The sequence below is a fragment of the Enterobacter sp. T1-1 genome, from assembly GCF_000710795.1.
Taxonomy (GTDB): domain Bacteria; phylum Pseudomonadota; class Gammaproteobacteria; order Enterobacterales; family Enterobacteriaceae; genus Enterobacter; species Enterobacter cloacae.
Map to the genome: position 1 here is coordinate 16,950 of NZ_JALW01000032.1, position 26,712 is coordinate 43,661.

General features: G+C 55.8%; 22 protein-coding genes. 12 read left to right on the plus strand and 10 right to left on the minus strand.

Translation table 11 applies throughout. The features are described from left to right. The 4 genes from AK59_RS0112300 to AK59_RS0112315 are packed head-to-tail and all read right to left on the minus strand — an operon-like array spanning position 1 to position 4,604. Positions 1-876, minus strand: coding sequence for a [formate-C-acetyltransferase]-activating enzyme (locus AK59_RS0112300; protein WP_029882886.1), 876 nt, complete (start codon positions 874-876; stop codon positions 1-3). Then, positions 842-3,136: a formate C-acetyltransferase gene (locus AK59_RS0112305; protein WP_029882887.1), complete on the minus strand. Its 2,295-nt coding sequence runs from the start codon at positions 3,134-3,136 to the stop codon at positions 842-844. Before AK59_RS0112305 ends, AK59_RS0112300 begins: the two co-directional genes overlap by 35 nt. Positions 3,137-3,189: 53 nt before the next feature. After that, positions 3,190-3,510 carry a PTS fructose-like transporter subunit IIB gene (locus tag AK59_RS0112310; RefSeq protein WP_029882888.1) on the minus strand — a complete coding sequence of 107 codons (321 nt, stop codon included), beginning with the start codon at positions 3,508-3,510 and terminating at the stop codon, positions 3,190-3,192. 14 nt (positions 3,511-3,524) lie between these two features. Continuing rightward, positions 3,525-4,604 (minus strand): PTS fructose transporter subunit EIIC, encoded by a 1,080-nt coding sequence (locus tag AK59_RS0112315; protein WP_029882889.1) that lies wholly within the window; start codon positions 4,602-4,604, stop codon positions 3,525-3,527. Positions 4,605-4,906: 302 nt separating this feature from the next. On the opposite strand from AK59_RS0112315, the gene ptsP reads away from it, so the two are divergent. From ptsP to gldA, 3 genes are read left to right on the plus strand one after another with little or no spacing between them, the layout of a single operon-like run. After that, positions 4,907-7,408: a phosphoenolpyruvate--protein phosphotransferase gene (gene ptsP / locus AK59_RS0112320; RefSeq protein ID WP_029882890.1), complete on the plus strand. Its 2,502-nt coding sequence runs from the start codon at positions 4,907-4,909 to the stop codon at positions 7,406-7,408. A 14-nt stretch (positions 7,409-7,422) separates the two neighbouring features. Beyond that, complete coding sequence (gene fsa / locus AK59_RS0112325; protein ID WP_029882891.1) at positions 7,423-8,085, plus strand: fructose-6-phosphate aldolase; 663 nt, start codon at positions 7,423-7,425, stop codon at positions 8,083-8,085. A gap of 12 nt (positions 8,086-8,097) precedes the next feature. Continuing rightward, the gene (gene gldA / locus AK59_RS0112330) at positions 8,098-9,201 is read left to right on the plus strand and encodes a bifunctional L-1,2-propanediol dehydrogenase/glycerol dehydrogenase (RefSeq protein WP_013099305.1); all 1,104 of its coding nucleotides are present in this window, start codon (positions 8,098-8,100) and stop codon (positions 9,199-9,201) included. 39 nt (positions 9,202-9,240) lie between these two features. Here the strand turns inward: gldA and katG are convergent, their stop codons facing one another. From katG to metB, 4 genes are all read right to left on the minus strand, one after another. After that, positions 9,241-11,421, minus strand: a complete 2,181-nt coding sequence (katG, locus tag AK59_RS0112335) for a catalase/peroxidase HPI (RefSeq protein WP_023621815.1) — start codon at positions 11,419-11,421, stop codon at positions 9,241-9,243. A gap of 147 nt (positions 11,422-11,568) precedes the next feature. Then, positions 11,569-12,456 (minus strand): methylenetetrahydrofolate reductase, encoded by an 888-nt coding sequence (metF, locus tag AK59_RS0112340; RefSeq protein WP_013099307.1) that lies wholly within the window; start codon positions 12,454-12,456, stop codon positions 11,569-11,571. 225 nt (positions 12,457-12,681) lie between these two features. Further along, positions 12,682-15,114: a bifunctional aspartate kinase/homoserine dehydrogenase II gene (locus tag AK59_RS0112345; RefSeq protein WP_029882892.1), complete on the minus strand. Its 2,433-nt coding sequence runs from the start codon at positions 15,112-15,114 to the stop codon at positions 12,682-12,684. 2 nt (positions 15,115-15,116) lie between these two features. After that, positions 15,117-16,277 (minus strand): cystathionine gamma-synthase, encoded by a 1,161-nt coding sequence (gene metB / locus AK59_RS0112350; RefSeq protein ID WP_013099309.1) that lies wholly within the window; start codon positions 16,275-16,277, stop codon positions 15,117-15,119. Positions 16,278-16,553: 276 nt separating this feature from the next. Here metB and metJ point away from each other — a divergent pair, with 276 nt between their 5' ends. Continuing rightward, positions 16,554-16,871 (plus strand): met regulon transcriptional regulator MetJ, encoded by a 318-nt coding sequence (metJ, locus tag AK59_RS0112355; RefSeq protein ID WP_003862042.1) that lies wholly within the window; start codon positions 16,554-16,556, stop codon positions 16,869-16,871. Positions 16,872-16,919: 48 nt separating this feature from the next. Here metJ and rpmE read toward each other — a convergent pair whose 3' ends face one another. After that, on the minus strand, positions 16,920-17,132 hold the full coding sequence (gene rpmE / locus AK59_RS0112360; protein WP_003862040.1) for a 50S ribosomal protein L31: 213 nt from the start codon (positions 17,130-17,132) through the stop codon (positions 16,920-16,922). A 200-nt stretch (positions 17,133-17,332) separates the two neighbouring features. Here rpmE and priA point away from each other — a divergent pair, with 200 nt between their 5' ends. The 7 genes from priA to rraA all read left to right on the plus strand — a co-directional run bounded on the left by priA (position 17,333) and on the right by rraA (position 25,300). After that, a complete protein-coding gene (gene priA, locus AK59_RS0112365; protein WP_029882893.1) occupies positions 17,333-19,528 on the plus strand; it encodes a primosomal protein N' in 2,196 nt (731 codons plus the stop codon). Positions 19,529-19,647: 119 nt separating this feature from the next. After that, positions 19,648-20,673 carry a DNA-binding transcriptional regulator CytR gene (gene cytR, locus AK59_RS0112370; RefSeq protein ID WP_013099311.1) on the plus strand — a complete coding sequence of 342 codons (1,026 nt, stop codon included), beginning with the start codon at positions 19,648-19,650 and terminating at the stop codon, positions 20,671-20,673. A gap of 93 nt (positions 20,674-20,766) precedes the next feature. After that, positions 20,767-21,768 carry a cell division protein FtsN gene (ftsN, locus tag AK59_RS0112375; protein ID WP_028028089.1) on the plus strand — a complete coding sequence of 334 codons (1,002 nt, stop codon included), beginning with the start codon at positions 20,767-20,769 and terminating at the stop codon, positions 21,766-21,768. A gap of 94 nt (positions 21,769-21,862) precedes the next feature. Beyond that, positions 21,863-22,393: an ATP-dependent protease subunit HslV gene (gene hslV, locus AK59_RS0112380; RefSeq protein WP_008501802.1), complete on the plus strand. Its 531-nt coding sequence runs from the start codon at positions 21,863-21,865 to the stop codon at positions 22,391-22,393. Positions 22,394-22,402: 9 nt separating this feature from the next. Further along, positions 22,403-23,734 carry an HslU--HslV peptidase ATPase subunit gene (gene hslU / locus AK59_RS0112385; RefSeq protein WP_013099313.1) on the plus strand — a complete coding sequence of 444 codons (1,332 nt, stop codon included), beginning with the start codon at positions 22,403-22,405 and terminating at the stop codon, positions 23,732-23,734. Positions 23,735-23,801: 67 nt separating this feature from the next. Beyond that, positions 23,802-24,722, plus strand: a complete 921-nt coding sequence (gene menA, locus AK59_RS0112390; protein WP_013099314.1) for a 1,4-dihydroxy-2-naphthoate polyprenyltransferase — start codon at positions 23,802-23,804, stop codon at positions 24,720-24,722. Positions 24,723-24,814: 92 nt separating this feature from the next. Continuing rightward, on the plus strand, positions 24,815-25,300 hold the full coding sequence (gene rraA, locus AK59_RS0112395) for a ribonuclease E activity regulator RraA (protein WP_013099315.1): 486 nt from the start codon (positions 24,815-24,817) through the stop codon (positions 25,298-25,300). A gap of 583 nt (positions 25,301-25,883) precedes the next feature. On the opposite strand, the gene zapB is transcribed toward rraA, so the two are convergent. Next, positions 25,884-26,123 (minus strand): septal ring assembly protein ZapB, encoded by a 240-nt coding sequence (zapB, locus tag AK59_RS0112405; protein ID WP_013099316.1) that lies wholly within the window; start codon positions 26,121-26,123, stop codon positions 25,884-25,886. 398 nt (positions 26,124-26,521) lie between these two features. Here zapB and AK59_RS1000000125475 point away from each other — a divergent pair. After that, the coding region (locus AK59_RS1000000125475; protein ID WP_442854876.1) for an aquaporin at positions 26,522-26,712 on the plus strand (191 nt) is incomplete at its 3' end.

Genomic DNA, 26,712 nt, shown 5'->3' on the forward strand with positions numbered 1-26,712 from the left:
TTAACCTCCAATGGTGACATGAAACCCTTTATCTTCGGCCATACGGCGAATTGCCGCGACCTCGTCAGCTGTCGGAGGACTCACCTCCCGCATCGACCATTGTTGCCCAAGCAGACGGTATTTTGGTTCACCATAAGAGTGAAACGGTAATAAATGCAGCTGCCGTATCCCTGAATGTAATAAAAATGCCAGCACGCTCGCCATGTTGGCGTCAGTTAGCGTATAGCCCGGAATAAGCGGCACACGGGGGATGACGTTTATGCCTTCGGCCACCAGCTGCGTAAGGTTTTCCAGCACTCTGGGAAGATTTACTGCCGTCACCGAACGTGCCTGCTCAGGATCCATAATCTTCAGGTCAAACAGTACTTCATCACACTGGCGTGCCAGCGGCAGCAATCGGGACAGGGGCGCATCTCCCGCCGTCTCAATAGCGGTATGAATACCGTAGCGGCGCAAACGCTTAAGCAGCTGCGTCGCAAAGGGTGCTTGCATTAATACTTCCCCGCCTGACAGCGTCACCCCGCCTCCCGATGAGCGAAAGAAGACGTCATCCTTCATCACTTCGCGTTCCAGCTCGTCCAGCGTCACGTCGCGTCCGATGCGTTCAAACGCGCCGGACGGGCACTCGTCCGCATCACGCAGGCAGGGAGCGCAGTGCAAACATTTGCTCTCCCGGCAAACCGTCTCTATTTTCGGCGAGATTGACTCAGGATTGGCGCACCACGGGCAACGGTGAGGACAGCCTTTGAAAAAGACTACCGTGCGAATGCCTGCTCCATCGTTCAACGAATAACGCTGAATATTGAAAATACGCGCTACGTCGGCGCGTGCTTCAACGACGTCACAGCTGATGCGCGGTCCGACGGATAATGTCATCCTGGATCTCCTTCGACAGCTCAACAAAGAAGGCGCTGTAGCCGGCAACGCGTACCACCAGCCCGGCAAAATCCTGAGGACGCCGCTGCGCCTCACGCAGGGTTTCCGCGTTGACCACGTTGAACTGGATATGCTGTAACTTAAGCTGCGTAAACGCACGGAGGAAGTCCGCCAGCTTCTGCAACCCGGCATCGCCTTCCAGCGTGGCGGGGGTGAATTTAACGTTTAGCAGCGTACCGTTAGATAACAGATAGTTATCCAGCTTACTTACCGACTTCAGCACAGCTGTCGGCCCCTGCATATCCTGGCCGAGCATCGGAGAAAGCCCTCCATCCGCCAGCTGTTCGCCCGCCAGGCGGCCATCCGGCGTAGCCCCCACGACCGCGCCAAGCGGCACATGGGCGGAGACGGTGTACGAGCCAGGCGTGAAGATTCCACCACGCGGGTTGCGGTATTTTTCGACCTCTTTACAGTAATGGCGCAGCAGTTCTGCACTGATATTATCGACATCGTCGATATCATTACCGTATTTCTCAAAGCGATTGATCAGCCGCGCGCGTACCTTTTCGCCCTCCGGGGTGGCAAAATTCGCTTTTAACACCGCCAGCAGCTCGTCAAAACTTAAGCGCTGCTGTTCAAACACCAGCCCTTTCAGGGCGTGAAGCGAGTCGCTCAAATTAGCAATACCAATCCCCTGCACGCCGGAGAAGTTATAGCGCGCGCCACCGTCAGTAATGTCTTTCCCCGTTTCCAGACAATCGCTGATAAAGGAGGAGAGCAACGGCACAGGCGCCCAGTCGCGATGGCCGATATCGCAAATGTTGCTTCCTTCCACCATCAGTGCAATGTAGTGATTAATCCTGGCGCGTATATGTTCAATTAACCCCTCGTACGTCAGCCCGCTATTGCCTTCGTTCTCCTGCATGGCGATTTCCATTACCTTCAGCAGGTTAAACATGGCGATATCATGCAGGCCGTAAGTTTTCCCTGGAATCGACAGTTCAACGCAGCCGACAACCGCATAGTCACGCGCATCTTCCAGCGACACGCCGCGATTCAAAAAGGCAGGTACTATCACTTCATCGTTAAAAATCTGTGGAATGCCGGTGCCCAGCCGAATAGTCTCCGCTGTTTTCAGCAGGAAAGGCCGGTCGATCAGTTCGTTTACCCGTACGCCGAGGTTAGGCTGGGGAAGCTGAACGCTCTGGTAGGCATCCAGACACAGGAACGAAAGCACGTTCACCGCGCTACGCCCGCTTTCCGTCAGACCACCCAGCAGCGCGGTATACCCGGTCGGGAACCCGGCAAAATAACGGGCGCTGCTGGTCGAGCGCAAGAGCACCACATCGTTACACTTCACCCACAGCGACTCCAGCAACTCTTTCAGAAACGCTGGATCGTCTCCCTGCGTTAACGAGGCCTGATAAAACGGCAGCATATACTGGTCAAAACGCCCGATGGAGAGCGAACTGGCGTTAGATTCGTACTGCAAAATGACGTTCATGTACCAGAACAGCTGACACGCCTGCCAGAAGGTTTGCGGCTTATGCTGTGCGTTGTGTCGCGAGATGTCGGCCATTGCCAGCAATTCTTCGCGGCGAGTAGCATCGCTGCTCTGAGCCAGTTCTTCAGCGAGCGCCGCATAACGCAGAATATGGCGCTGGGACGCTTCGAGCAGAATGAGCGCCGCTGCATAGAACGTGTTTTGCGTATCACGAGCGCAGCGTTCACGCATTTCCGCCACCAGCGCGCCCAGCCCGTTATTAAGCAGGCGAGGATAATCAATAATGATATGCCCCTGCCCTTTATCCGTTTGGTTGACGCTAAAAATCTGCGTCCCTACGGCGGCCTTCACCTCCTCCGTCATCTGGCTGTTGATGAAATCTTTCATCGACCGGTTTTCCCAATAGGGATACAGCACCTCACGGTAGGTCTGCTTATCCTCATCGCTGATTTCAAAGCGATCCTGCGGACGGGTGGCGAACTGGTCCAGTTCCTTAAGCAACCAGTAGGGATCCATCTCCGGTGACATAATGCCTGCACGCGGCTTAACGGTGCGGTTTCCGGCAATCAGTTCTTCATCACGAATCGCGATTTCCACATGGTCGAGAATGTGCGCCGTTGCTTTCGCGCGACGGAGAATAACCGGTTCGCCTTCCGTCTGTTGATGGCTGGCTGTATAGAGCAGCGCACGTTCAAGCGAGATCTCGCGAGGGTTGGCAAAGAGCGCATTTTTCAAACGCGGTATACGATTCGTCATGATGGAACTCCTGTTACGGAAAAAACCAGCCCGCCCCGAAGGGCGGGAGAACATCAGGCGGTTTGCGCCAGGTGGGCATCGATTTTGTTCATGATGGCGTCGGCACGTTTTACCGCGTCGCTGATATTGACGCGCACGATGGTTTTCCCGGCAAAACGCTCTTCGAATTTAATGCCGATATCTTTAGTCAGGATCACCATATCTGCCGCGGCGATATCCTCTGCCGTCAGTTCGTTCTCAAGACCAATCGACCCCTGCGTTTCTACCTTCACTTCCCAGCCTTTCGCTTTTGCGGCGCTTTCCAGCGCTTCGGCAGCCATATAGGTATGGGCAACGCCAGACGGACATGCGGTTACTGCGATAATTCGGGCCATGTTCTCTTCCTCACTTAGTTAATTTCGAAATCCAGATCCAGGTCATCCTCTTTTTCCTCGACCTGCTTTGTGTTCTTTCGGGCAATACGCTTTAGCACGTTGACGCTGACCGCCGTCACCACTGCACCCACGGCAACCGCCGCGATATAGCCGAGCTTGCCGTCCACCACGGGAAGCACAATTAACCCGCCCCATCCGGCATAGCATTGCGCGCCCATAACCGCAGCCGTGACCGCGCCGCAGGCGGAGCCCAACATGATGGAAGGAATCACGCGTAACGGGTCAGCTGCGGCAAACGGAATCGCTCCCTCGGTGACACCCACGCAGCCCATCACCAGCGCGGCTTTACCTGCTTCACGTTCTTCACCGGTAAAATTCTTACGGCCGATAAGCGTTGCCAGGCCTAACCCCAGCGGCGGTATGCAAATAGCCACGGCGGCAATTGCAACGACGGTATAAACGCCTTGCGCAACGCAAATCAGCATGAAGGCATAAGCCACTTTGTTGACCGGGCCGCCCATGTCGAACGCCAGCATGAGACCGATAATAATGGCGAGTACCACAATGCTGCCCTGCTGCATGCCTTGCAGCCACTGGGTGAGACCGGTAGTAAGCGCGCCTACAGGCTCGCCCAGTCCCCACATCATGATGCCTGCGGTAATAAACGTGCCGATAATCGGGATGATGAAGATAGGCATAACGGAACGCAGCACTTTCGGCACGGGCAGCTTTTTCAGATACCAGACGACAATGCCACCGAAAATCCCGGCGATAATTGCGCCAAAGAACCCTGCACCGAAGCTGTTGCCCACCCAGGCGGCAATAGTACAGGGAGCAAGCGCGGCGCGTTCTGCAATGGAATAACCAATATAGGCGGCGAGGAATGGCACCATCAGTGTTAAACCCGCCACACCGATGTCAAAGAGCTTTTTCAGATTGGGATCGGTTGCGGCATCGGGCACCGCACCTTTGCCGTATAGCATGACCGAAACCGCCAGCAGAATGCCGCCCGAGACCACAAACGGGATCATGTGCGACACCCCTGTCATCAGATGCTGTCGCGTGTTCTTGAGAATATGCACCAACGCTTTCATATGCCGCTCCAGGCCTTTATCCACAAAGATGTTGTGGCAAACAATAGGCAATCAGGAAGACGGCGGACAGGAGACAAAAAGGCCATTTACTGGATTTTTGTAATATCGGAATGAAAATGCGATCCGCCTCGACATTTCTCATCGACTTCGCATTACGCAAACGGTCACAACTTGTGAGTGAAATCTCAATTTTAAGGTGACATTACATTTGTCCAGTTTTTGGCAGTTTTGTCACATGGCGCGCCTCATCATCACGCTCGTATGCTGTTCCGCATAATTGACGATTAGTTTCAGGAGTGTGTATGGCTCTGGTAGTGGAATTTACCTGTGAATTGCCCAACGGCGTTCACGCGCGTCCTGCAAGTCATGTAGAAACGCTGTGCAACACGTTTATCTCGCAAATTGAGTGGCATAACCTGCGTACGGATCGTAAAGGCGACGCCAAAAGCGCGCTGGCGCTGATTGGTACCGATACGCTGGCGGGCGATGCCTGCCGCCTGGTGATAAACGGTGAAGACGAGCAGCATGCCCGGCAGCGGCTGGAGCTGTGGCTAAGAGAGGAGTTTCCGCATTGCGACGCGCCGCTTGAAGGGGTAATCAGCACGGAGCTGGATCCCTTGCCTGAATCACTGACACGCCTGAACCCGACGCTGTTTCGCGCTACTCCGGTATGCAGCGGGAGTGCACATGGCGTCCTGACGTTATTGTCCTCGCTCGATCTCAACGCCCTGACCGATTTGCCCGACGCGCAAAGCGTGGAAACTGAGCAGTCGGCGCTGGATAACGGCCTGACGCAGCTGATCAAACACATTGAGCTGCGCGCCCTGGACAGCGACAGTACTGCCAGCGCTATTCTTGAAGCCCACCGCTCGCTGGCTACAGATACCTCGCTGCGTAAGCACCTCCTGTCAGGGGTCAGCCAGGGTCTAAGCTGCGCCCAGGCCATCATCGCCACGGCGAACCATTTCTGCGACACGTTCTCCCGTTCCAGCAGCACCTATTTGCAGGAGCGGGTGCTCGACGTGCGCGACATCTGCTACCAGCTTTTACAACATATCTATGGTGAAGCGCGTTTCCCGGCTCACGGCCAGCTGACGCAGCCGAGCATCTGCCTTGCTGACGATCTGACTCCCGGTCAGTTTCTTGAACTCGATAAAACGCAGCTTAAAGGACTGCTGCTGAAAAGTGGCGGCACCACCTCGCATACCGTGATCCTCGCGCGTTCCTTCAATATTCCGACGCTGGTTGGCGTCAACAGTGAAAGCCTGCTGCAATGGCGCAATCAGCCTGTATTTGTGGACGGCAATGCCGGTGCGGTGGTCGTCAATGGCAGCGACGCCGTAGCGCGTTACTATCAGCAGGAAGCGCGCGTCCAGCAGGCGATACGCGAGCAACAGCGCGTCTGGCTTGACCGTGAAGCCAGAACCGCCGACGGCCTGCGGGTAGAAATTGCCGCCAATATTGCCCACGCGGTGGAGGCCCAGGCAGCATTTGGAAATGGTGCCGAAGGCGTGGGCCTGTTCCGCACGGAAATGCTCTATATGGATCGTGCCAGCGCACCCGGCGAAAACGAGTTATACAACATTTTCTGTCAGGCACTGGAAAGTGCAAATAGCCGTAGCATTATTGTGCGTACTATGGATATCGGCGGCGACAAGCCGGTGGAGTACCTGAATATTCCAGCTGAGAACAATCCCTTCCTCGGCTACCGTGCCGTACGCATATATGAAGAGTATTCTTCGCTGTTCACGACCCAGCTTCGGGCGATCCTTCGCGCCTCTGCCCACGGAAACCTTAAGATCATGATCCCGATGATCTCCTCCATGGAGGAGATCCTGTGGGTAAAAGAGAAGCTCGCCGACGCGAAGCAACAGCTCCGGGCTGAACATATTCCGTTTGATGAGAAAATCCCACTCGGCATTATGCTGGAAGTCCCCTCGGTGATGTTCATCATCGATCAGTGCTGCGAAGAGATTGATTTCTTTAGCATCGGCAGCAATGACCTGACACAGTATCTGCTTGCCGTCGACCGCGACAACGCCAAAGTCACGCGCCATTACAACAGCCTGAACCCCGCCTTTCTGCGGGCGCTGGACTACGCGGTGCAGGCCGTTCACCGTCAGGGTAAGTGGATTGGCCTCTGCGGTGAGTTAGGCGCGAAAGGGTCGGTGCTGCCGCTGCTGGTGGGTCTGGGGCTGGACGAACTGAGCATGGGCTCCCCTGCCATTCCTGCCACCAAAGCACGCCTGGCGCAGCTTGATAGCCGCGCCTGTCGCCAGCTGTTGAACCAGGCCATGGCGTGTCGCACCTCGCTTGAAGTAGAACATCTGCTCGCCCAGTTCCGTATGAATCAGCAGGATACGCCACTGGTGACGCCACGCTGTATTTCTCTGGATAACGACTGGAACAGTAAAGAAGAAGTCATGAAAGGCATGACCGATAACCTTTTGCTCGCCGGGCGATGCCGCTATCCGCGCAAGCTGGAAGCCGATTTATGGGCACGCGAAGCCGTATTTTCCACCGGGTTGGGTTTTGGATTCGCCATTCCACACAGCAAATCAGAACACATTGAGCAATCCACTATCAGCGTCGCACGCCTGAAAGCGCCTGTTATGTGGGGTGACGAGGAGGCGCAATTCATCATCATGCTGACGCTGAATAAACACGCCGCTGGCGACCAGCATATGCGTATTTTCTCCCGCCTGGCCCGTCGCATCATGCATAACGATTTTCGCAGTGCTCTGGTTAATGCCAGTTCCCAGGAGGCTATCGCTTCCCTGCTGCAACACGAATTAGAACTCTAAAACGAGGAAAAATAATGGAACTGTATCTGGATACCGCCAACGTGGCAGAAGTAGAACGCCTTGCGCGCGTTTTCCCCCTTGCAGGCGTCACCACCAATCCGAGCATCATTGCCGCCAGCCGTGAGTCAATCTGGGAGGTACTGCCGCGCCTGCAAAGCGCCATTGGTCCGAAAGGCAGGCTGTTCGCCCAGACAATGAGCCGCGACGCAGAAGGCATGGTGGCCGAAGCCAAACGCCTGAGCAATGCTATCCCGGATATCGTGGTGAAAATCCCGGTCACCGCCCAGGGGCTTATCGCCATTAAGGCGCTAAAAACAGCGGGCATCACTACGCTGGGTACCGCCGTGTACAGCGCCGCGCAAGGCCTGCTGGCCGCGCTGGCCGGGGCAAAATATGTCGCGCCATACGTAAACCGCGTGGATACCCAGGGCGGGGACGGTATTCGCATGGTTCAGGAGCTGCAATCCCTGCTGGAACAGCATGCACCGGAGGGCAAGGTTCTGGCAGCCAGCTTCAAAACGCCACGTCAGGCGCTGGACTGCCTGCTCGCCGGATGTGAAGCAATCACGCTTCCCTTAGATGTAGCGCAACAAATGCTCGGCACGCCGGCGGTAGAGTCAGCAATAGAGAAGTTCGAGCAGGACTGGAAAAACGCGTTTGGTAACCTCAACCTCTAAGGGAGATATGTTATGGACCGTATCATTCAATCGCCGGGGAAATATATCCAGGGCGCTGATGTTCTCACCCGTCTCGGCGACTATCTGAAACCTCTGGCTACACGCTGGCTGGTTGTTGGCGATAAATTTGTGCTGGGTTTTGCCGAAGAGACCCTGCGCCAGAGTTTTAAAAATGCAGAGCTACATGCAGAAATCGCGCCGTTTGGCGGCGAATGTTCGCAAAATGAGATCGATCGTCTGAAAAAACTGGCCGACAGTGCGGACTGCATGGCGGTGCTGGGCATTGGTGGCGGTAAAACGCTGGATACCGCCAAAGCGCTGGCACATTTTATGGACGTGCCGGTCGCTATCGCCCCGACTATCGCCTCCACCGATGCCCCGTGCAGCGCCCTTTCTGTGATTTACACCGACAGCGGCGAATTCGAACGCTATCTGATGCTGCCGCATAACCCCAATATGGTGATTGTCGACACCAAAGTGGTGGCTGGTGCGCCGCCGCGTCTGCTGGCCGCCGGGATTGGTGATGCCCTTGCCACCTGGTTTGAAGCACGCGCCTGCTCGCGCAGCGGCGCCACGACCATGGCGGGCGGCAAGTGCACGCAGGCCGCGTTAGCGCTGGCCGAGCTGTGCTACAACACGCTGATTGAAGAGGGCGAAAAAGCGATGCTGGCCGCCGAGCAGCACGTCGTCACCCCCGCGCTGGAACGCATTATCGAAGCCAATACCTATCTGAGCGGCGTAGGGTTTGAAAGCGGCGGGCTGGCGGCAGCGCATGCCATTCACAACGGGATGACGGCAGTGCCGGATGCGCATCACTTCTATCACGGTGAAAAAGTGGCGTTTGGTACGCTGACGCAACTGGTGCTGGAAAACGCGCCGGTTGAGGAGATCGAAACCGTCGCGGCGCTTTGCCACAGCGTTGGATTGCCGATCACGCTGGCGCAGCTGAACATCAAAGAAGACATTCCGGCCAAAATGCGCCTGATTGCCGAAGCGTCTTGCGCTGAGGGAGAGACCATTCACAACATGCCGGGTGGCGTGTCGCCGGATCAGGTTTACGCGGCACTGCTGGTTGCCGACCAATATGGACAGCGTTTCCTGCAGGAGTGGGAGTAACAAAAAAGCCGGGTGCGCTACGCGTACCCGGCTCAATGGTTATTTCACGTCAAAACGGTCCAGATCCATCACCTTCGCCCACGCTGCAACGAAGTCGCGAACGAACTTCTCGTGAGCATCACTGCTGGCGTACACCTCTGCCAGCGCGCGAAGGACAGCGTTAGAGCCAAAGACCAGGTCAGCGCGAGTGGCAGTGTATTTCACTTCACCGCTGGTGCGATCGCTTCCGGCAAACAGCTCGTTCGATTCATCGGTCGCCTTCCACTGGGTGTTCATATCCAGCAGGTTCACGAAGAAGTCATTGCTCAGCACGCCTTCGCGGTTGGTGAACACACCATTTTTACTGCCGTCGAAATTTGCACCCAGTACGCGCAGGCCGCCGATCAGCACCGTCATTTCTGGTGCGGTTAACGTCAACTGCTGGGCTTTATCAATCAGCAGCGATTCGGTGGTGGAAACATCAACCTGCGCACGATAGTTACGGAAACCGTCAGCAATCGGTTCAAGCAGGTTAAACATATCGATATCCGTCTGATCCTGACGTGCATCCACACGGCCCGGCGTGAACGGTACGGTGACGTAAACGCCTGCCGCTTTCGCCGCCTGCTCAACGCCTACCACACCCGCGAGCACGATAATATCGGCCAGTGAGGCTTTATTGGTGGTGCGCTGAATAGCTTCCAGAGCAGGCAATGCACGTACGGCTGCGGCGTTAACATCCCAGTTGCGCTGAGGCGCAAGCGCCAGACGCGCACCGTTGGCACCGCCACGCTTGTCACCGCCGCGGAAGGTTGAGGCCGACGCCCATGCCACGGAAATCAGTTCGCTGACGGAGAGCCCGGATGCTGCAATTTCCGCCTTCAGGCTCTCAATGTCCTCTTTGGTCGGATTGAATACTGCCTCCGGCAGCGGATCCTGCCAGATCAGATCTTCTTTCGGCACTTCCGGGCCAAGATAACGCGATTTTGGCCCCATATCGCGGTGGGTCAGTTTGAACCACGCGCGGGCGAAGGCTTCGTTGAAAGCCTGCGGATCGTTCAGGAAGCGACGGGAAATTTTTTCGAATTCCGGGTCAAAACGCAGCGTCAGGTCGGTAACCAGCATAGTCGGTTTGCGTTTTTTCGACGGGTCGAACGGGTCTGGCATGATCTCAGGCGCGTCCACGGCTTCAAACTGAATCGCACCGGCCGGGCTGCGGGTTTGCACCCATTCGTATTTGAACAGGTTCTCGAAGAAGTAATTGCTCCACTGGGTCGGGGTTTGTGACCAGATGACTTCCAGACCGGAAGTAATGGCGTCAGCGCCAATACCGGTACCGTGCGTGCTGGCCCAGCCCAGGCCCTGCGCTTCAATCGGTGACGCTTCCGGGTCTGTGCCAACGTGCGTTGCTTCACCCGCACCGTGGGTTTTACCGAGCGTATGCCCCCCGGCAATCAGCGCCACGGTCTCTTCGTCGTTCATTCCCATGTTACCGAAGGTGGCGCGAATGGCTGCCGCCGCGGACAGCGGTTCACCGCTGGCGTTTGGTCCTTCCGGGTTAACGTAGATCAGCCCCATTTCAGTGGCCGCCAGCGGACGTTTCGCCAGCGCTTCCGGGTCACGATGGGTCAGCCAGGCTTTTTCATCCCCCCAGTTAACGTCAAGATCCGGTTCCCAGACATCTTCACGCCCGGCACCAAAACCAAAGGTGCGGAAGCCGGAGTTTTCCAGCGCCACGTTACCCGCAAGAATAAACAGGTCGGCCCAGGAGATTTTTTGACCATATTTTTGCTTGATCGGCCACAGCAGACGGCGAGCTTTATCCAGACTGACGTTATCTGGCCAGGAGTTCAGCGGCGCAAAGCGCTGTTGACCGCGTCCGGCACCGCCGCGCCCGTCAACGGAGCGATAGGTTCCCGCACCGTGCCAGGCCATGCGAATAAACAGGCCCGCATAGCTGCCCCAGTCGGCAGGCCACCACGGTTGAGAGTCGGTTAAGAGTGCTTTGAGATCACCCTTGAGTGCGGAGTAATCCAGCTTGCTAAATTCTTTGCGGTAGTCGAAGTCTTCACCCAGAGGGTTCGAACGATTGGAATGTTGGTTAAGAAGATCGATGCGGAGTTGTTTTGGCCACCAGTCGCGGCTGCCTGTACCTGCCCCCGCGCTGTGATCGACGCCGCCCTGGTGGAACGGGCATTTGCCGACTGATGCCGCTTTATTGCTCTCGTCTGACGTGCTCATCGCTATGCTCCCTTTTACAGTGTTACCGTTACGATATACACCACTAGCAATAAGATATAGTTGAATTAATCCACAGATTCGATAGCTAATACCTTTTAACTTTTAGCCAGACTAAAAAGCCCTCCATTCAGGAGGGCTTGATGTTTATTACGCCGGGCGAACACCGAGCGTATGACAAATGGCGTAGCTCATTTCCGCGCGGTTCAGCGTGTAGAAGTGGAAATCTTTTACCCCTTCCCGACTTAAAATTTTCACCATGTCCATTGCGATATTGGCACCCACCAGCTTGCGCGTTTCCGGATCATCGTCCAGCCCTTCGTACATTTTGGACATCCACAGCGGAATGCGTACGTTGGTCATATCGGCAAATTTCTTCGCCTGTTTGAAGTTAGAGACCGGCAGAATACCCGGGATGATTTCCACGTCGATACCCGCAGAAACGCAGCGGTCGCGGAAGCGCAGGTAGCTTTCCACATCAAAGAAGAACTGAGTAATGGCCCGGTTCGCACCGGCATCCACTTTACGCTTCAGGTTAAGGAGGTCGGCCTGAGCGCTTTTCGCTTCCGGATGCACTTCCGGGTACGCCGCCACGGAGATATCAAAATCGGCAACGTCTTTCAGCAGCGCGACCAGATCCGCCGCATACATTTCGGGCTTACCGCTACCCGGCGGCAGGTCGCCGCGCAGGGCGACGATATGACGAATCCCGTTATTCCAGTAATCCTGGGCGATAGCACGCAGCTCGTCACCGGTGGCGTCGATACAGGTCAGATGCGGCGCCGCTTCCAGACCGGTTCTGTCTTTAATGCCTTTAATAATGCTGTGCGTACGGTCACGCTCGCCGGAGTTCGCGCCGTAGGTCACGGAGACAAATTTCGGTTTCAGGCTGCTCAGGCGATCGATAGAGCTCCAGAGGGTTTGCTCCATTTCACTGGTGCGCGGCGGGAAAAATTCAAAAGAGACGTTAATCTGGCCGTTTACTTCGGCCAGGCTCTGATTCAGGGCTTCCCGCTGGTTGGCGTGAAAAAAGCTCATACCTTACCTCTATCTTTCGCGTGTCGTTGTTTGTTGTGTTGTGAACTTCTATACGTTTAGACGTCCAGATGTAAAAATGACGGAAAAGCGGAGTGACGTCAACAGAAATAATCAACAATAACGGTGAGGAATGCTCAGGGAAGATGAAGGAAATTCAAGATGGGGTGAGTGCGGTTGGTTGCCCTCACCCTGGCCCTCTCCCACCGGGAGAGGGAACACGCGGGATTACAGCAACTTAGCGAGACGATTGATGTCCGACTGGATCGCCCCGGCGGTGACATCACGCCCTGCACCCGGGCCACGGATCACCAGTGGGTTATCGCGGTACCAGCGGCTTTCGATTGCAAAGACGTTATCGCACGGCAGCAGCGCCGCCAGAGGATGTTCAGGACGCACCGCCTCAACCCCCACACGCGCTTTACCGTTGGCCTCGAAACGCGCCACATAGCGCAGCACCAGCCCCATCTCGTTTGCGGCTTCCAGACGTTGCAGCATCTGCTCGTTCAGTTCATCACCGTTTTCAAAGAAGTGGTCAATGGATCCTTCCTCGCAGCCTGCCGGCACCAGCGACTCGACGCGAACAGCGCCGGGTTCAATGTCATAACCGGCTTCACGCGCCAGGATCACCAGCTTACGCATCACATCTTTACCGGAAAGATCGACGCGGGGATCGGGTTCGGTTAGCCCCTGCTGCCACGCCTGATCCACCAGGTCAGTGAACGGTACGGTGCCATCAAACTGCAGGAACAGCCAGGAGAGCGTACCGGAGAAAATACCGCTCAGCGCCAGAATGCTGTCGCCGCTTTCAATCAGATCGCGCACGGTATGGTTAACCGGCAGACCCGCGCCTACGGTGGCGTTATAGAGCCAGTGACGACCGGTTTTTTCGAACGCGTCGTGGATCTGACGGTACTTATCGGTGCTGCTTGCCCCCGCCAGTTTGTTCGCACTGATGACGTGGAAACCGTGGCTGGCGAAATCAAGATACTGATCGGCAAGCTGTTCGCTGGCAGTAACGTCCAGCACCACCAGATCGTCATACGGGTGCGCGCGCATCCACAGGAACAGCGCCTCTTCGTCTTGTTCAACCGCTTCATCATTAAAGAAGGCAAGTGCGCGGCTGGCATCCAGCCCCTCGTAGTTCAACAGACTGCGGCGGCTGTCCACCACTCCGGCGAGGATAAATTCAAAGCCGGTACGTGCTGAGAGCGTGACCTGCTCGCGCGCGAACAGCTCCAGCCAGCGAGAACCGATGTTGCCTTTACCGAACAGCACCAGACCGATACGTTTTTCCGCACGGAACAGAGAGGTATGCAGACCCTGAATCAGGCTCTCAGTTGGCCCTTTACGCAGGACGGCAACGAGGCTGATGCCCTCTTCCGACTGCCAGGTAAATTCAACCGGTTGCCCTTTCAGCTGTTGCCAGAAGCGGTGGCAGTGCAGTGGGTTACGGGTGACGCCCGCGCCTACCATCGCCACCAGCGCCAGCCCCTGACGCAGACGAAGCTCGCCCGGCAGGCCCGCTTCATCCAGAATTTTTAGCGCGCTGTCCGCCACTTCGGCGGTGTAGCAGAACTGCAGCAGTTGACGGTCGTTATGTACGCCAACCGCCAGCGGACGCACCTGAGCACGTTTGAGGATCGTGTCGATATCTTTATGCGCCAGTTTGAAGTCCTGGCCCGCCGGTACCTGGAACTCAATCAGGCAGATGTCGTCGTGGCTGGTGACAATACGCGCCCCCGTACCGGATGCCAGCACGCGTTCGATGCGCGTGGAGCCCTGATCCGGGGTGTAACTGCAGCGCAGCTGCAGATCAATATCGCTGCCGGAAACCGGCTGCAGCGTACGCGCGTGCAGAACCGGCGCGGCCAGACGTGCCAGCTCGCTGGCTTCATCCAGGCGCAGCAGCGGCAGCAGGCAGGCGTCTTTCACCTTACGTGGATCAGCGCTGTAAACACCGGCGACGTCACTCCAGATGGTGACGCGGGACACGCCTGCCAGGGCACCGATTTGCGTCGCCGAGTAGTCAGAGCCGTTACGCCCCAACAGCACGGTTTCCCCGGCATTGCTGCGGCTGATAAAGCCGGTCACCACAATGCGTTTACCCGGATGCTGTACCAGCAACTGTTGCAGCAGCGGGTAGGATAGACCTTCGTCCACCTGTGGCTGTGCGGCGCGTTCGGCACGCAGGAAATCACGCGCGTCGAGCCAGGCTGCCTCAACGCCCAGATGTTGCAGCACGGCGGCCATCAGGCGCGCAGACCACACTTCACCGTGCCCCACCACTTCGGCGTACACCGCATCGGTAATACCGCTGTCCAGCAGGGCGGCCAGACGCTCAAGGTCATGCGTAAAAGCGCTAATCAGCCCATCCGCCACGTCTGCAGGCAGCAAACCGGCAATCAGCTCGCTCTGGTAACGGCGTAAGGACTGTTGCACCTGATGCGCAGAGAGGCGATCGGTCTGGCTCAATTTCAGCCAGCTAATCAGCTGGTTGGTGGTGCTGCCCGCCGCGGAGACAACCATCATGTCACCCGGCTGTGAATACTCTGTCATGATCCCTGCAACGCGCAGGTAACACTTCACATCAGCAAGACTACTACCACCAAACTTGTGCAGTTGACGACCCTTCGCCCCTGCCTGCGCTATCACACTCATGATTACCCCTTGGCTGCGACCCGGAAGCCATTTTCCAGATCGGCAATTAAATCTTCAGAATCTTCAATACCGGTTGAGATCCGCAGCAACGTCTCAGAAATCCCGGCGGCGGCACGTGCCTCTGGTGCCATACCTGCGTGCGTCATGGTCGCGGCGTGGGAGATCAAACTTTCAACCCCACCTAACGATTCCGCCAGCGTAAACAATGACAGCCCGCTCAGGAAGCGACGCAGCGTTTGCTCGTCACCGTCCAGTTCAAAACTTAACATCGCGCCAAACCCTTTCTGCTGACGCGCGGCAATCTCGTGCCCCTGGTTTTCAGGCAGCGACGGGTGATAAAGCTTCTTCACCAGCGGCTGCGTTTTCAGGAAATCGACAATCGCCTGGGCATTGCGCTGTGCCACCTCCATACGCGGCGACAGCGTACGAATCCCGCGTAACAGCAGATAGCTGTCGAAGGCCCCGGCGGTGACGCCAATGTTATTGGCCCACCATGCTAGTTCGGTGACAACGTCGGGATCTTTTGCAATCACCACGCCTGCGACGACATCAGAATGACCGTTCAGATATTTAGTGCATGAATGCAATACCAGATCTGCACCCAGCGCCAGTGGGTTCTGAAGGGCCGGACTGAGGAACGTATTATCCACTACACTTATCGCTCCCGCATCCCTTGTGAGCTGACAAATTTTCGCAATATCGACAACGCGCAACAATGGATTACTTGGACTTTCCACCAGCACCAGCTTCGGCTTCTCTGCCAGCGCCTGTTTCAGCGCCTGTTCGTCATTTTGATCGACAAACAGTACCCGGTAACAGCCGCGTTTTGCCAGGCTATCAAACAGACGATAGCTGCCGCCGTAACAGTCGTGCGGCGCAACCAGCAGATCGCCCGGCTTCAGGAACACGGTAGTCACCAGATGAATGGCAGACATGCCGGTATTGGTTAATACTGCCCCTGCGCCACCTTCCAGTTCCGCCAGCGCGCGCTGGGTAACATCACGCGTAGGGTTGCCACGACGCGAGTAGTCATGCGCACGGGGTTCATTAAATCCGGTGAAATTATAGGTACTGGAAAGATGAATCGGCGGGACAACACAGCCGTACTGCTCGTCATCATTCAATCCGCTACGCACTGCGATGGTGGCCTGTTTACGCGTCATGGTGAAGGCTTCCTGGCTAATTAGGTGAAAAGTCAGGCACCAGAGTAAACATTGAAAGTATGGACGTCAATACATCTGGACATCTAAACTTCTTTGCGTATAGATTGAGCAATGCGCAAATAGCCGTTAAAATTATATGCTTTAGTGCACGCTGCAGCGGCAATATCCGTGCCACGGTATCGTCTCTACGGTAAACTACGCAGGTTTACGGTTCAAAACCGACGGTTACAGGTTTTGCACCTTTAGATTAATGACTGAGAGGATTAAAGGTATCTCATGGCTGAATGGAGCGGCGAATATATCAGCCCATACGCTGAGCACGGTAAGAAGAGTGAGCAAGTAAAGAAAATTACGGTTTCCATTCCTCTGAAGGTGTTGAAGATCCTCACCGATGAACGTACGCGTCGTCAGGTGAACAACCTGCGCCACGCAACCAACAGCGAACTGCTGTGCGAAGCGTTTTTGCATGCGTTTACCGGCCAACCGTTGCCGAACGATGACGACCTGCGCAAAGAGCGTAGCGACGAAATCCCGGAAGAGGCGAAGGTGATCATGCGTGAACTGGGTATCGACCCGGAGACGTGGGAATACTGATAAGCGGATACAAAAAAGGCACCTTGCGGTGCCTTTTTTTCGGGAAACTTATTTAGCGCCCGGGATGCTGAAACGCTTGTTGAAGCGGTCAACACGGCCACCGGTTGCAACGTCACGCTGCTTACCAGTGTAGAACGGGTGGCATTTGCCGCACACGTCCAGGTTCAGATCGTGACCCACGGTAGAGCGGATCTGGATAGAGTTACCGCAAGAGCAGTTTGCAGTAATCATTTCGTATTTCGGGTGAATATCTTTTTTCATGGGAGAACCTCAGTTAAGGCCGCGTCGCTCTTCCAGCCCTAACGCCAGACACCACGCGATGTTGAATGTAAGTTCTTTGGCGTAAAGTACACCAAAGGCGGCGAATCATACAGAATTTGACCAACGTATGCAAACTGATCCGCACGCCGCTTTCACTAATGTGTATACTAACGCGCCACTTTTCAAGTCAGGAAGATTCGATGCCCGTCGCTCACGTTGCCCTGCCCGTTCCGCTTCCCCGCACGTTTGACTATCTGCTGCCCGACAGCATGAGCGTTAAAGCGGGCTGTCGCGTGACCGTGCCCTTTGGCAAACAGCAGCGCGTAGGGATCGTCGTCTCCGTCAGCGACAAGAGCGAATTGCCGCTTAACGAACTGAAATCGGTTGTTGAGGTGCTCGACAGCGAGCCCGTTTACTCCACCAGCACCTGGCGACTGCTACTATGGGCGTCGGATTATTATCATCATCCGATTGGCGATGTTCTGTTCCACGCTTTACCGATTATGCTGCGCCAGGGCAAAAGCGCCAGCCACGCGCCAATGTGGTACTGGTTTGCGACCGAACAGGGCCAGGCGGTGGACATTAACAGCCTGAAGCGCTCCCAGAAACAACAGCAGGCGCTGGCCGCCCTGCGTCAGGGGAAAATCTGGCGCCATCAGGTCGATGAGATGGAAGTCAGCGAAACCGCGCTCCAGGCACTAAGAAAAAAAGGGCTGAGCGAACTGGCAAGCGAGGCTCCGGCCCTGTATGACTGGCGGGAGCGATTTTCCGTCTCGGGCGATCGCCTGCGCCTGAACACCGAGCAGGCCACCGCCGTGGGGGCGATTCACAGCGCCTCCGACCATTTTTCCGCCTGGCTGCTGGCGGGCGTCACCGGCTCCGGTAAAACCGAAGTTTATCTGAGCGTGCTGGAAAACGTGCTCGCGCAGGGCAAACAGGCGCTGGTGATGGTGCCGGAAATTGGCCTGACGCCGCAAACCATCGCGCGCTTTCGCGAGCGGTTTAATGCGCCGGTTGAGGTGCTGCACTCTGGCCTGAATGACAGCGAACGCCTCAGCGCCTGGCTGAAAGCGAAAAACGGCGAAGCGGCGATCGTGATTGGCACCCGTTCATCACTGTTTACACCGTTCAAAAATCTTGGCGTCATCGTCATTGATGAAGAACACGACAGCTCTTATAAGCAGCAGGAAGGTTGGCGGTATCACGCCCGCGATCTGGCCGTCTATCGCGCGCACAGCGAGCAAATCCCCATTATTCTGGGCTCTGCTACCCCGGCGCTCGAAACGCTGCATAATGTTCGTCAGCGTAAATACCATATGCTGCGCCTGACGCGTCGCGCGGGGAATGCGCGTCCGGCCATTCAACACGTGCTGGACCTGAAAGGTCAGCAGGTGCAGGCGGGGTTAGCACCTGCCCTTATCACCCGGATGCGTCAGCATTTGCAGGCGGGCAATCAGGTTATTTTGTTCCTCAACAGACGCGGCTTTGCCCCGGCACTGCTGTGTCACGACTGCGGCTGGATCGCAGAATGCCCGCGCTGCGACCACTACTACACCTTCCATCAGGCCCAGCGCCATTTGCGCTGCCACCACTGCGACAGCCAGCGCCCGGTGCCGCGTCAGTGCCCGTCGTGCGGGTCAACGCACATCGTGCCGGTCGGTCTGGGCACTGAACAACTGGAACAGGCCCTGGAGCCGTTCTTCCCGGATGTGCCCATTTCCCGAATCGACAGGGACACCACCAGCCGTAAAGGGGCGCTGGAGCAGCAGCTGGCAGAAGTGCATCGCGGTGGCGCGCGCATCCTGATTGGCACCCAGATGCTGGCCAAAGGTCATCACTTCCCGGACGTGACGCTGGTTGCCCTGCTGGATGTCGATGGCGCACTGTTCTCTGCCGATTTCCGCTCAGCCGAGCGTTTTGCCCAGCTTTATACCCAGGTGGCCGGACGCGCGGGACGCGCCGGGAAACAGGGCGAAGTGGTACTGCAAACGCACCATCCTGAGCATCCGTTGCTGCAAACCCTGCTGCACAAAGGCTATGACGCGTTTGCCGAGCAGGCGCTGGCTGAGCGCCAGACCATGCAGCTTCCCCCGTGGACCAGCCACGTGATCATCCGCGCGGAAGATCATAACAACCAGCAGGCACCGCTTTTCCTGCAGCAGTTGAGAAACCTTCTGCAGGCCAGCCCGCTGGTTGATAATCAACTATGGATTTTAGGGCCGGTTCCGGCGCTGGCCCCCAAGCGCGGCGGACGTTTTCGCTGGCAGATTTTGCTCCAGCACCCTTCGCGCATCCGTTTACAGCACATCGTCAGCGGCACGCTGGCCTTGATCAACACCCTGCCAGAAGCGCGCAAAGTGAAGTGGGTGCTTGACGTTGATCCCATCGAAGGCTGAAGCCGGATCGAAAAATTTAACGTCCCTCACACTTTTTATGAAAATTCTGTAACCGATTCCATTAACTATCTGTAAAAATGGTGGCGTCAGAAGTTCGGTGTTCAGGCGAGGAGAAGACGTTGAAGTCCAGGAAAGAGGTTGCCACGGCGACCATGAAAGACGTTGCCCAGAAAGCACAAGTCTCTACGGCAACCGTGTCCCGCGCATTAATGAACCCGGATAAAGTCTCTCAGGCGACCCGCAACCGGGTAGAACAGGCCGCGCTGGAAGTGGGGTATTTCCCACAGGCGATGGGGCGTAACGTTAAACGTAATGAGTCGCGGACCATCCTGGTGATTGTGCCGGACATCTGCGATCCCTTCTTCAGCGAAATTATTCGCGGCATCGAAGTGACCGCTGCGGAGCAAGGGTATCTGGTGCTCATTGGCGACTGCGCGCACCAGAATCAGCAGGAAAAAACCTTTATCGACCTCATTATCACCAAGCAAATCGACGGCATGCTGCTGCTTGGTTCGCGCCTGCCGTTTGATGCCAGCATTGAAGAGCAGCGCAATTTACCGCCGATGGTGATGGCCAACGAGTTTGCGCCGGAGCTGGAACTGCCAACGGTGCATATTGATAACCTGACCGCCGCGTTCAACGCCGTTAACTACCTGCAGGAGCTGGGGCATAAACGGATTGGCTGCATTGCCGGCCCGGAAGAGATGCCGCTGTGTCACTATCGCCTGCAGGGCTATGTTCAGGCGCTTCGCCGAACCGGCGTGACGGTTGATCCGCACTACATTGCGCGCGGTAATTTTTCCTTCGAAGCCGGTGGTCAGGCGCTGGAAAAACTACTGGCGTTGCCTGAGCCGCCTACCGCAGTGTTCTGCCACAGCGACGTGATGGCGCTGGGGGCATTATCGTATGCGAAACGCCGCGGCCTGCGCATACCGAAAGATTTGTCGATTATCGGTTTCGATAATATTTCGCTTTCAGAATTTTGCGATCCCCCGCTCTCAACCGTTTCGCAGCCACGCTACGACATTGGCCGTGAAGCGATGCTTCTTTTGCTCGATCAGTTGCAGGGTCAAACAGTTAGCAGCGGATCGAGGTTGCTGGACTGCGAACTGATTATTCGTGGTTCTACCCAGGCATTGACTTAAAGTAAATGTCTTTAGGACACCCTTATCTGGTCAAAGCCCCGCCGCTTAAGTAACATGGCGGACTGACGAACGAATAAATACAGCGAAACGATAGTGGCACAACGAGATTATGTACGTCGCGGCCAGCCGGCACCTTCGCGACGCAAAAAGAGTAGCGCAAAGAAAAAGCAACGTAACCTGCCTGCTGTCTCGCCAGCAATGGTCGCTATTGCTGCGGCGGTACTGGTGGCCTTCATCGGCGGCCTGTACTTTATCACGCACCATAAAAAAGAAGAGGCTGAGGCCCTTCAGGGCAACAAAGTGGTTGGAAATGGTCTGCCACCGAAGCCTGAAGAGCGCTGGCGCTATATTAAAGAGCTTGAAAGCCGTCAGCCTGGCGTGCGTGCGCCGACCGAGCCATCCGCCGGTGGCGAGGTGAAAAATGCCGATCAGCTAACGGACGAACAGCGTCAGTTGCTGGCACAGATGCAGGCCGATATGCGCCAGCAGCCTACGCAGCTGAATGAAGTGCCGTGGAATGAACAAACGCCGGCGCAGCGTCAGCAAACACTGCAACTGCAGCGCCAGCGTCAGGCACAGATTCAGCAGCAACAACAGCAGCAGCAGTGGACGCAAAACCAGCCGGTACAGCAGCCTAAAGCGCAGCCGCGCGTGACGGAACAGCCGTACCAGCAGCCGCAAACGCGAACGGCGCAGTCTCAGCCTGCTCAGCAGCCAAAGGCCCAGACGCAGAAGCAAACGGCTCAACCGTATCAGGATCTGCTGCAGACGCCTGCGCATACCACCGCGCAGCAGCCGAAAACACAGCAGGCCGCACCGGTCACCAAAGAGACCGAGGCACCGAAGCAGACGGCTGAGAAGAAAGACGAACGCCGCTGGATGGTGCAGTGCGGTTCGTTCAAAGGTGCCGAGCAGGCCGAAACGGTCCGCGCTCAGCTGGCATTTGAAGGATTTGACTCGCGCATTACCACCAATAACGGCTGGAATCGCGTGGTGATTGGCCCGGTCAAAGGCAAAGAAAATGCCGATGGCACCATTTCTCGTTTGAAAGTCGCCGGTCACACAAACTGCATCCGACTTGCTTCCGGGGGTTGAAACCCCCAAATTCCCCCCCATCTATCTTTCTATTCAGCCCTGAGCACAGGCTCAGGGCTTCTGTTTCCCGATTCTGTAACCAGGGGGTCTGCTCGTGACAACAATAGTAAGTGTACGCCGTAACGGCCACGTGGTAATCGCCGGTGATGGCCAGGCCACGCTGGGTAATACCGTAATGAAAGGCAACGTGAAAAAAGTCCGTCGTTTATACAACGACAAAGTGATCGCCGGTTTTGCAGGCGGCACGGCTGATGCTTTCACGCTGTTTGAACTGTTTGAACGTAAACTGGAAATGCACCAGGGTCATCTGGTGAAAGCCGCCGTGGAGCTGGCGAAAGACTGGCGAACCGACCGCATGCTGCGCAAACTCGAAGCGCTGCTGGCCGTGGCCGATGAAACCGCATCGCTGATCATCACCGGTAACGGTGACGTCATTCAGCCGGAAAACGACCTGATTGCCATCGGCTCTGGCGGCCCTTATGCCCAGGCTGCGGCTCGCGCACTGTTGGAGAATACCGACATGAATGCGCGTGATATCGCTGTGAAGGCGTTGGATATTGCAGGCGATATCTGCATCTATACCAACCACAACCACACCATCGAAGAATTGACCTCTAAAGCGTAAGGATCTCCCATGTCTGAAATGACCCCACGCGAAATTGTCAGCGAACTGGACAAACATATTATCGGCCAGGATAACGCCAAGCGTTCCGTGGCTATTGCTCTGCGTAACCGCTGGCGCCGCATGCAGCTCGACGAAGAGCTGCGCCATGAAGTGACGCCAAAAAACATTCTGATGATCGGCCCAACCGGTGTCGGTAAAACCGAAATCGCTCGCCGTCTGGCGAAACTGGCTAACGCGCCGTTCATCAAAGTTGAAGCCACTAAATTCACCGAAGTGGGCTATGTAGGTAAAGAAGTTGACTCGATCATCCGCGATCTGACCGACTCGGCAATCAAGATGGTTCGCGTTCAGGCGATCGAGAAAAACCGCTATCGCGCGGAAGAGATGGCTGAAGAGCGTATTCTTGACGTGCTGATCCCGCCGGCGAAAAACAACTGGGGCCAGGCTGAACAGCAGGCTGAACCGTCTGCGGCACGTCAGGCATTCCGCAAAAAGCTGCGCGAAGGCCAGCTGGATGACAAAGAGATTGAGATCGATCTCGCCGCCGCGCCAATGGGTGTGGAAATCATGGCACCTCCTGGCATGGAGGAGATGACCAGCCAGCTGCAGTCCATGTTCCAGAACCTGGGCGGTCAGAAACAGAAAGCGCGTAAGCTGAAAATCAAAGATGCAATGAAGCTGCTGATTGAAGAAGAAGCAGCAAAGCTGGTGAACCCGGAAGAGCTGAAGCAGGATGCGATCGACGCGGTTGAGCAGCACGGTATCGTGTTTATCGACGAAATCGATAAGATCTGTAAGCGCGGTAACGCGTCCGGCCCGGACGTCTCCCGTGAAGGCGTGCAGCGCGACCTGTTGCCGCTGGTAGAAGGCTGCACCGTCTCCACCAAGCACGGCATGGTTAAAACGGACCACATCCTGTTTATCGCGTCCGGTGCGTTCCAGATTGCCAGCCCGTCTGACCTGATCCCGGAACTGCAGGGCCGTCTGCCTATCCGCGTTGAGCTGCAGGCGCTGACCACTGAAGATTTCGAACGTATCCTGACCGAGCCAAACGCGTCTGTGACCGTACAGTACAAAGCGCTGATGGCGACCGAAGGCGTGAACATTGAGTTCACCGAAGACGGTATCAAACGCATCGCTCAGGCGGCCTGGCAGGTCAACGAAACCACCGAGAACATCGGTGCACGTCGTCTGCACACGGTGCTGGAACGCCTGATGGAAGATATCTCTTATGATGCGAGCGACCTGAACGGTCAAACCATTACTATTGACGCAGAATATGTGGGTAAACACCTGGATGCGTTAGTGGCAGATGAAGATCTGAGCCGTTTTATCCTATAATCGCGGTTACTGCATTCTCATCACATTTAATGGGGGCTAATGCCCCCATTTTTTTGGCTTAATAACTATGACTGATATCAGCCGTACTCAGGCGTGGCTCGAAAGTCTACGCCCTAAAACCCTTCCTCTGGCCTTTGCCGCGATTATCGTCGGTACCGTCCTTGCCTGGTGGCAGGGGTATTTCAATCCGCTGGTTGCCGTGCTGGCGCTGGTCACAGCCGGTTTGTTGCAGATCCTCTCTAATCTCGCCAACGACTACGGCGATGCGGTTAAGGGTAGCGATAAGCCTGACCGTATCGGCCCTCTGCGCGGGATGCAGAAAGGGGTGATTACGCAGGCACAGATGAAGCGCGCGTTGATTATCACCGTGGTACTGATTTGTTTATCCGGCCTGGCGCTGGTGACGGTCGCCTCGAAAACCACCAGTGATTTCATTGGTTTTCTGGTGCTGGGCCTGCTCGCTATTATCGCCGCCATTACCTATACCGTCGGCACGCGCCCTTACGGTTATATCGGCCTGGGTGATATTTCCGTGCTGGTATTTTTTGGCTGGCTGAGCGTGATGGGCAGCTGGTACTTACAGGCGCATACGCTTATCCCTGCCCTGTTCCTGCCCGCCACCGCCTGCGGTCTGCTGGCAACGGCGGTACTTAACATCAACAATCTGCGCGATATCGACAGCGACCGTGAGAACGGCAAAAACACGCTGGCCGTGCGTCTGGGGCCGGTTAACGCGCGTCGCTATCATGCCTGCCTGCTAATGGGCGCCCTGCTCTGCCTCGCACTGTTCAACCTGATCTCGCTGCATAGTCTCTGGGGCTGGCTGTTTGTGCTCGCCGCGCCGCTGCTGATTAAACAGGCCCGCTTTGTGATGCGTGAGCTCAGCCCGGCAGCCATGCCACCGATGCTTGAGCGCACGGTAAAAGGCGCATTGCTCACTAACCTGTTGTTCGTGATAGGGATTGTCCTGAGCCAGACGCTGAGTTAACTGACAAATATCAATTAACAATTGATGATTTTGCCAACAACGCATTTCGCACGATATACTGAACACATTCGCAGCAACAGAGCGTTAAACCTATGAAATACGATACCTCCGAGCTTTGTGACATCTACCAGGAAGATGTCAACGTCGTTGAACCGCTGTTCTCCAACTTTGGTGGACGGTCTTCGTTTGGCGGACAAATCATCACGGTGAAATGTTTCGAGGATAACGGGTTGCTGTACGATCTGCTCGAACAGAACGGTCGTGGTCGCGTGCTGCTGGTTGATGGCGGCGGCTCCGTACGTCGTGCATTGATTGACGCAGAACTGGCCGGAATTGCCGTGCAAAATGAATGGGAAGGCATTGTGGTCTACGGTTCAGTCCGCCAGGTGGACGATCTGGAAGACCTCGATATCGGCATTCAGGCGATTGCTGCCATTCCGGTAGGCGCCGCAGGTGAAGGCATTGGTGAAAGCGATATCCGCGTCAATTTCGGCGGCGTGACCTTCTTCTCCGGCGACCATCTCTATGCCGATAACACCGGCATTATCCTCTCCGAAGATCCGCTGGATATTGAGTAGTAAACAGTAAGCGAGCGCCATAAAAAAACCGCCAACAGCAATGTGGCGGTTTTTTTGTCCCTCGGGATTCGCGGTCCGTTGGGAAGGCTTGCAGGCTAATACCAAGGATCTTCATCATACTCTCGTCCAAACCTTGGGCAACCCCTCAGAAGCTTTATAAAATCCTAATTGTTTATGAATACCTTAACACCACGGTTGCTGCTTATTATGATGCAGCGTCCCTTTCCGCCATCTCGCAAATGGGCATCGGTCCAGGGAAAGGTGTATTCACAACCGTAAAACAGGCTAATACCAGGGCTTGTGTCCACCGACTTATCACCGGTGGTGAACGGTGGAGCGGTTAGCTGCAGGGACCGCATAATGAAACGCTATTTATGTATCGCGTTCATTGTCGCCAGCGTACTCGTTGTGAAGAGTGATGAACCCAATGTGTTCTTTGCTTTTGCTACGACAGCGCAGGACAAGTAGCGTTAAGGCCGCCTTGGGCGGCCTTTTTTATGATTATTACCCATTCGCGATAACCATAAAAAAGCCGGGTGGCGGCTTCGCCTTACCCGGCCTACTCAGTTCAATCCCAGGGGAATTAAACCTCTTCCATACGCCCCAGCAGTGCCTGCAGACGTTCCTGCCAGCCGTTCTGCTGTTCACGCAGCTGGTTGTTTTCGCGCTCCAGTTCTTCACGGCCGTGCTGAGCTGTTTGCACTTCTTGCGCCAGGCTGTTGTTCTTTTCTTTCAGCTCTTCAATTTCCATCTGCAGCAGCGTGATGGTGTCAATCGCCTGCTGTACTTTCGATTCCAGTTTCTCAAACACTTCTAAAGACATGATCCTACCTCTCCTGAATTGCAAGGCGACGCTTTAACGTAAACGCGCACAACATCTATGCCGATTGTATGAAGCCCCGTCGCCCCTGTCCAGCGACACACCGCGCAGATCGCGGTTTGCAACACTTTTCGGCCTCGTCCTGGTGCGTTCGCGGCAATTACCCCTAAGTTGTTAACTCATTAGTTAATGAAATGATTCAGCTCACACTCTCGCGCTGATGCAAAAATGCGCTTTATGGCGCGTAAACGCTCATTTTATTGACGCAGACCACACATTTTGATTTCGATATTTCTCGTTTTTGCTCGTTAACGATAAATTAACACTATGTCTACAGGACATCATGGCTGTCACGGGCGGCCATGCTAACAATAAACATCAATCTCTTCAGGATTCCGATTATGAGTCAGACATCAACCTTAAAAGGCCAGTGCATTGCCGAGTTCCTTGGTACCGGGTTGTTGATATTCTTCGGAGTGGGCTGTGTTGCTGCACTGAAAGTGGCGGGGGGGGGGTTTTGTTGGTGGGGGAATAGGATTATTTTGGGGGTGGGGGGGGGGGGGGGCAGAACCGGCCACCAGCCCCCCCGCCC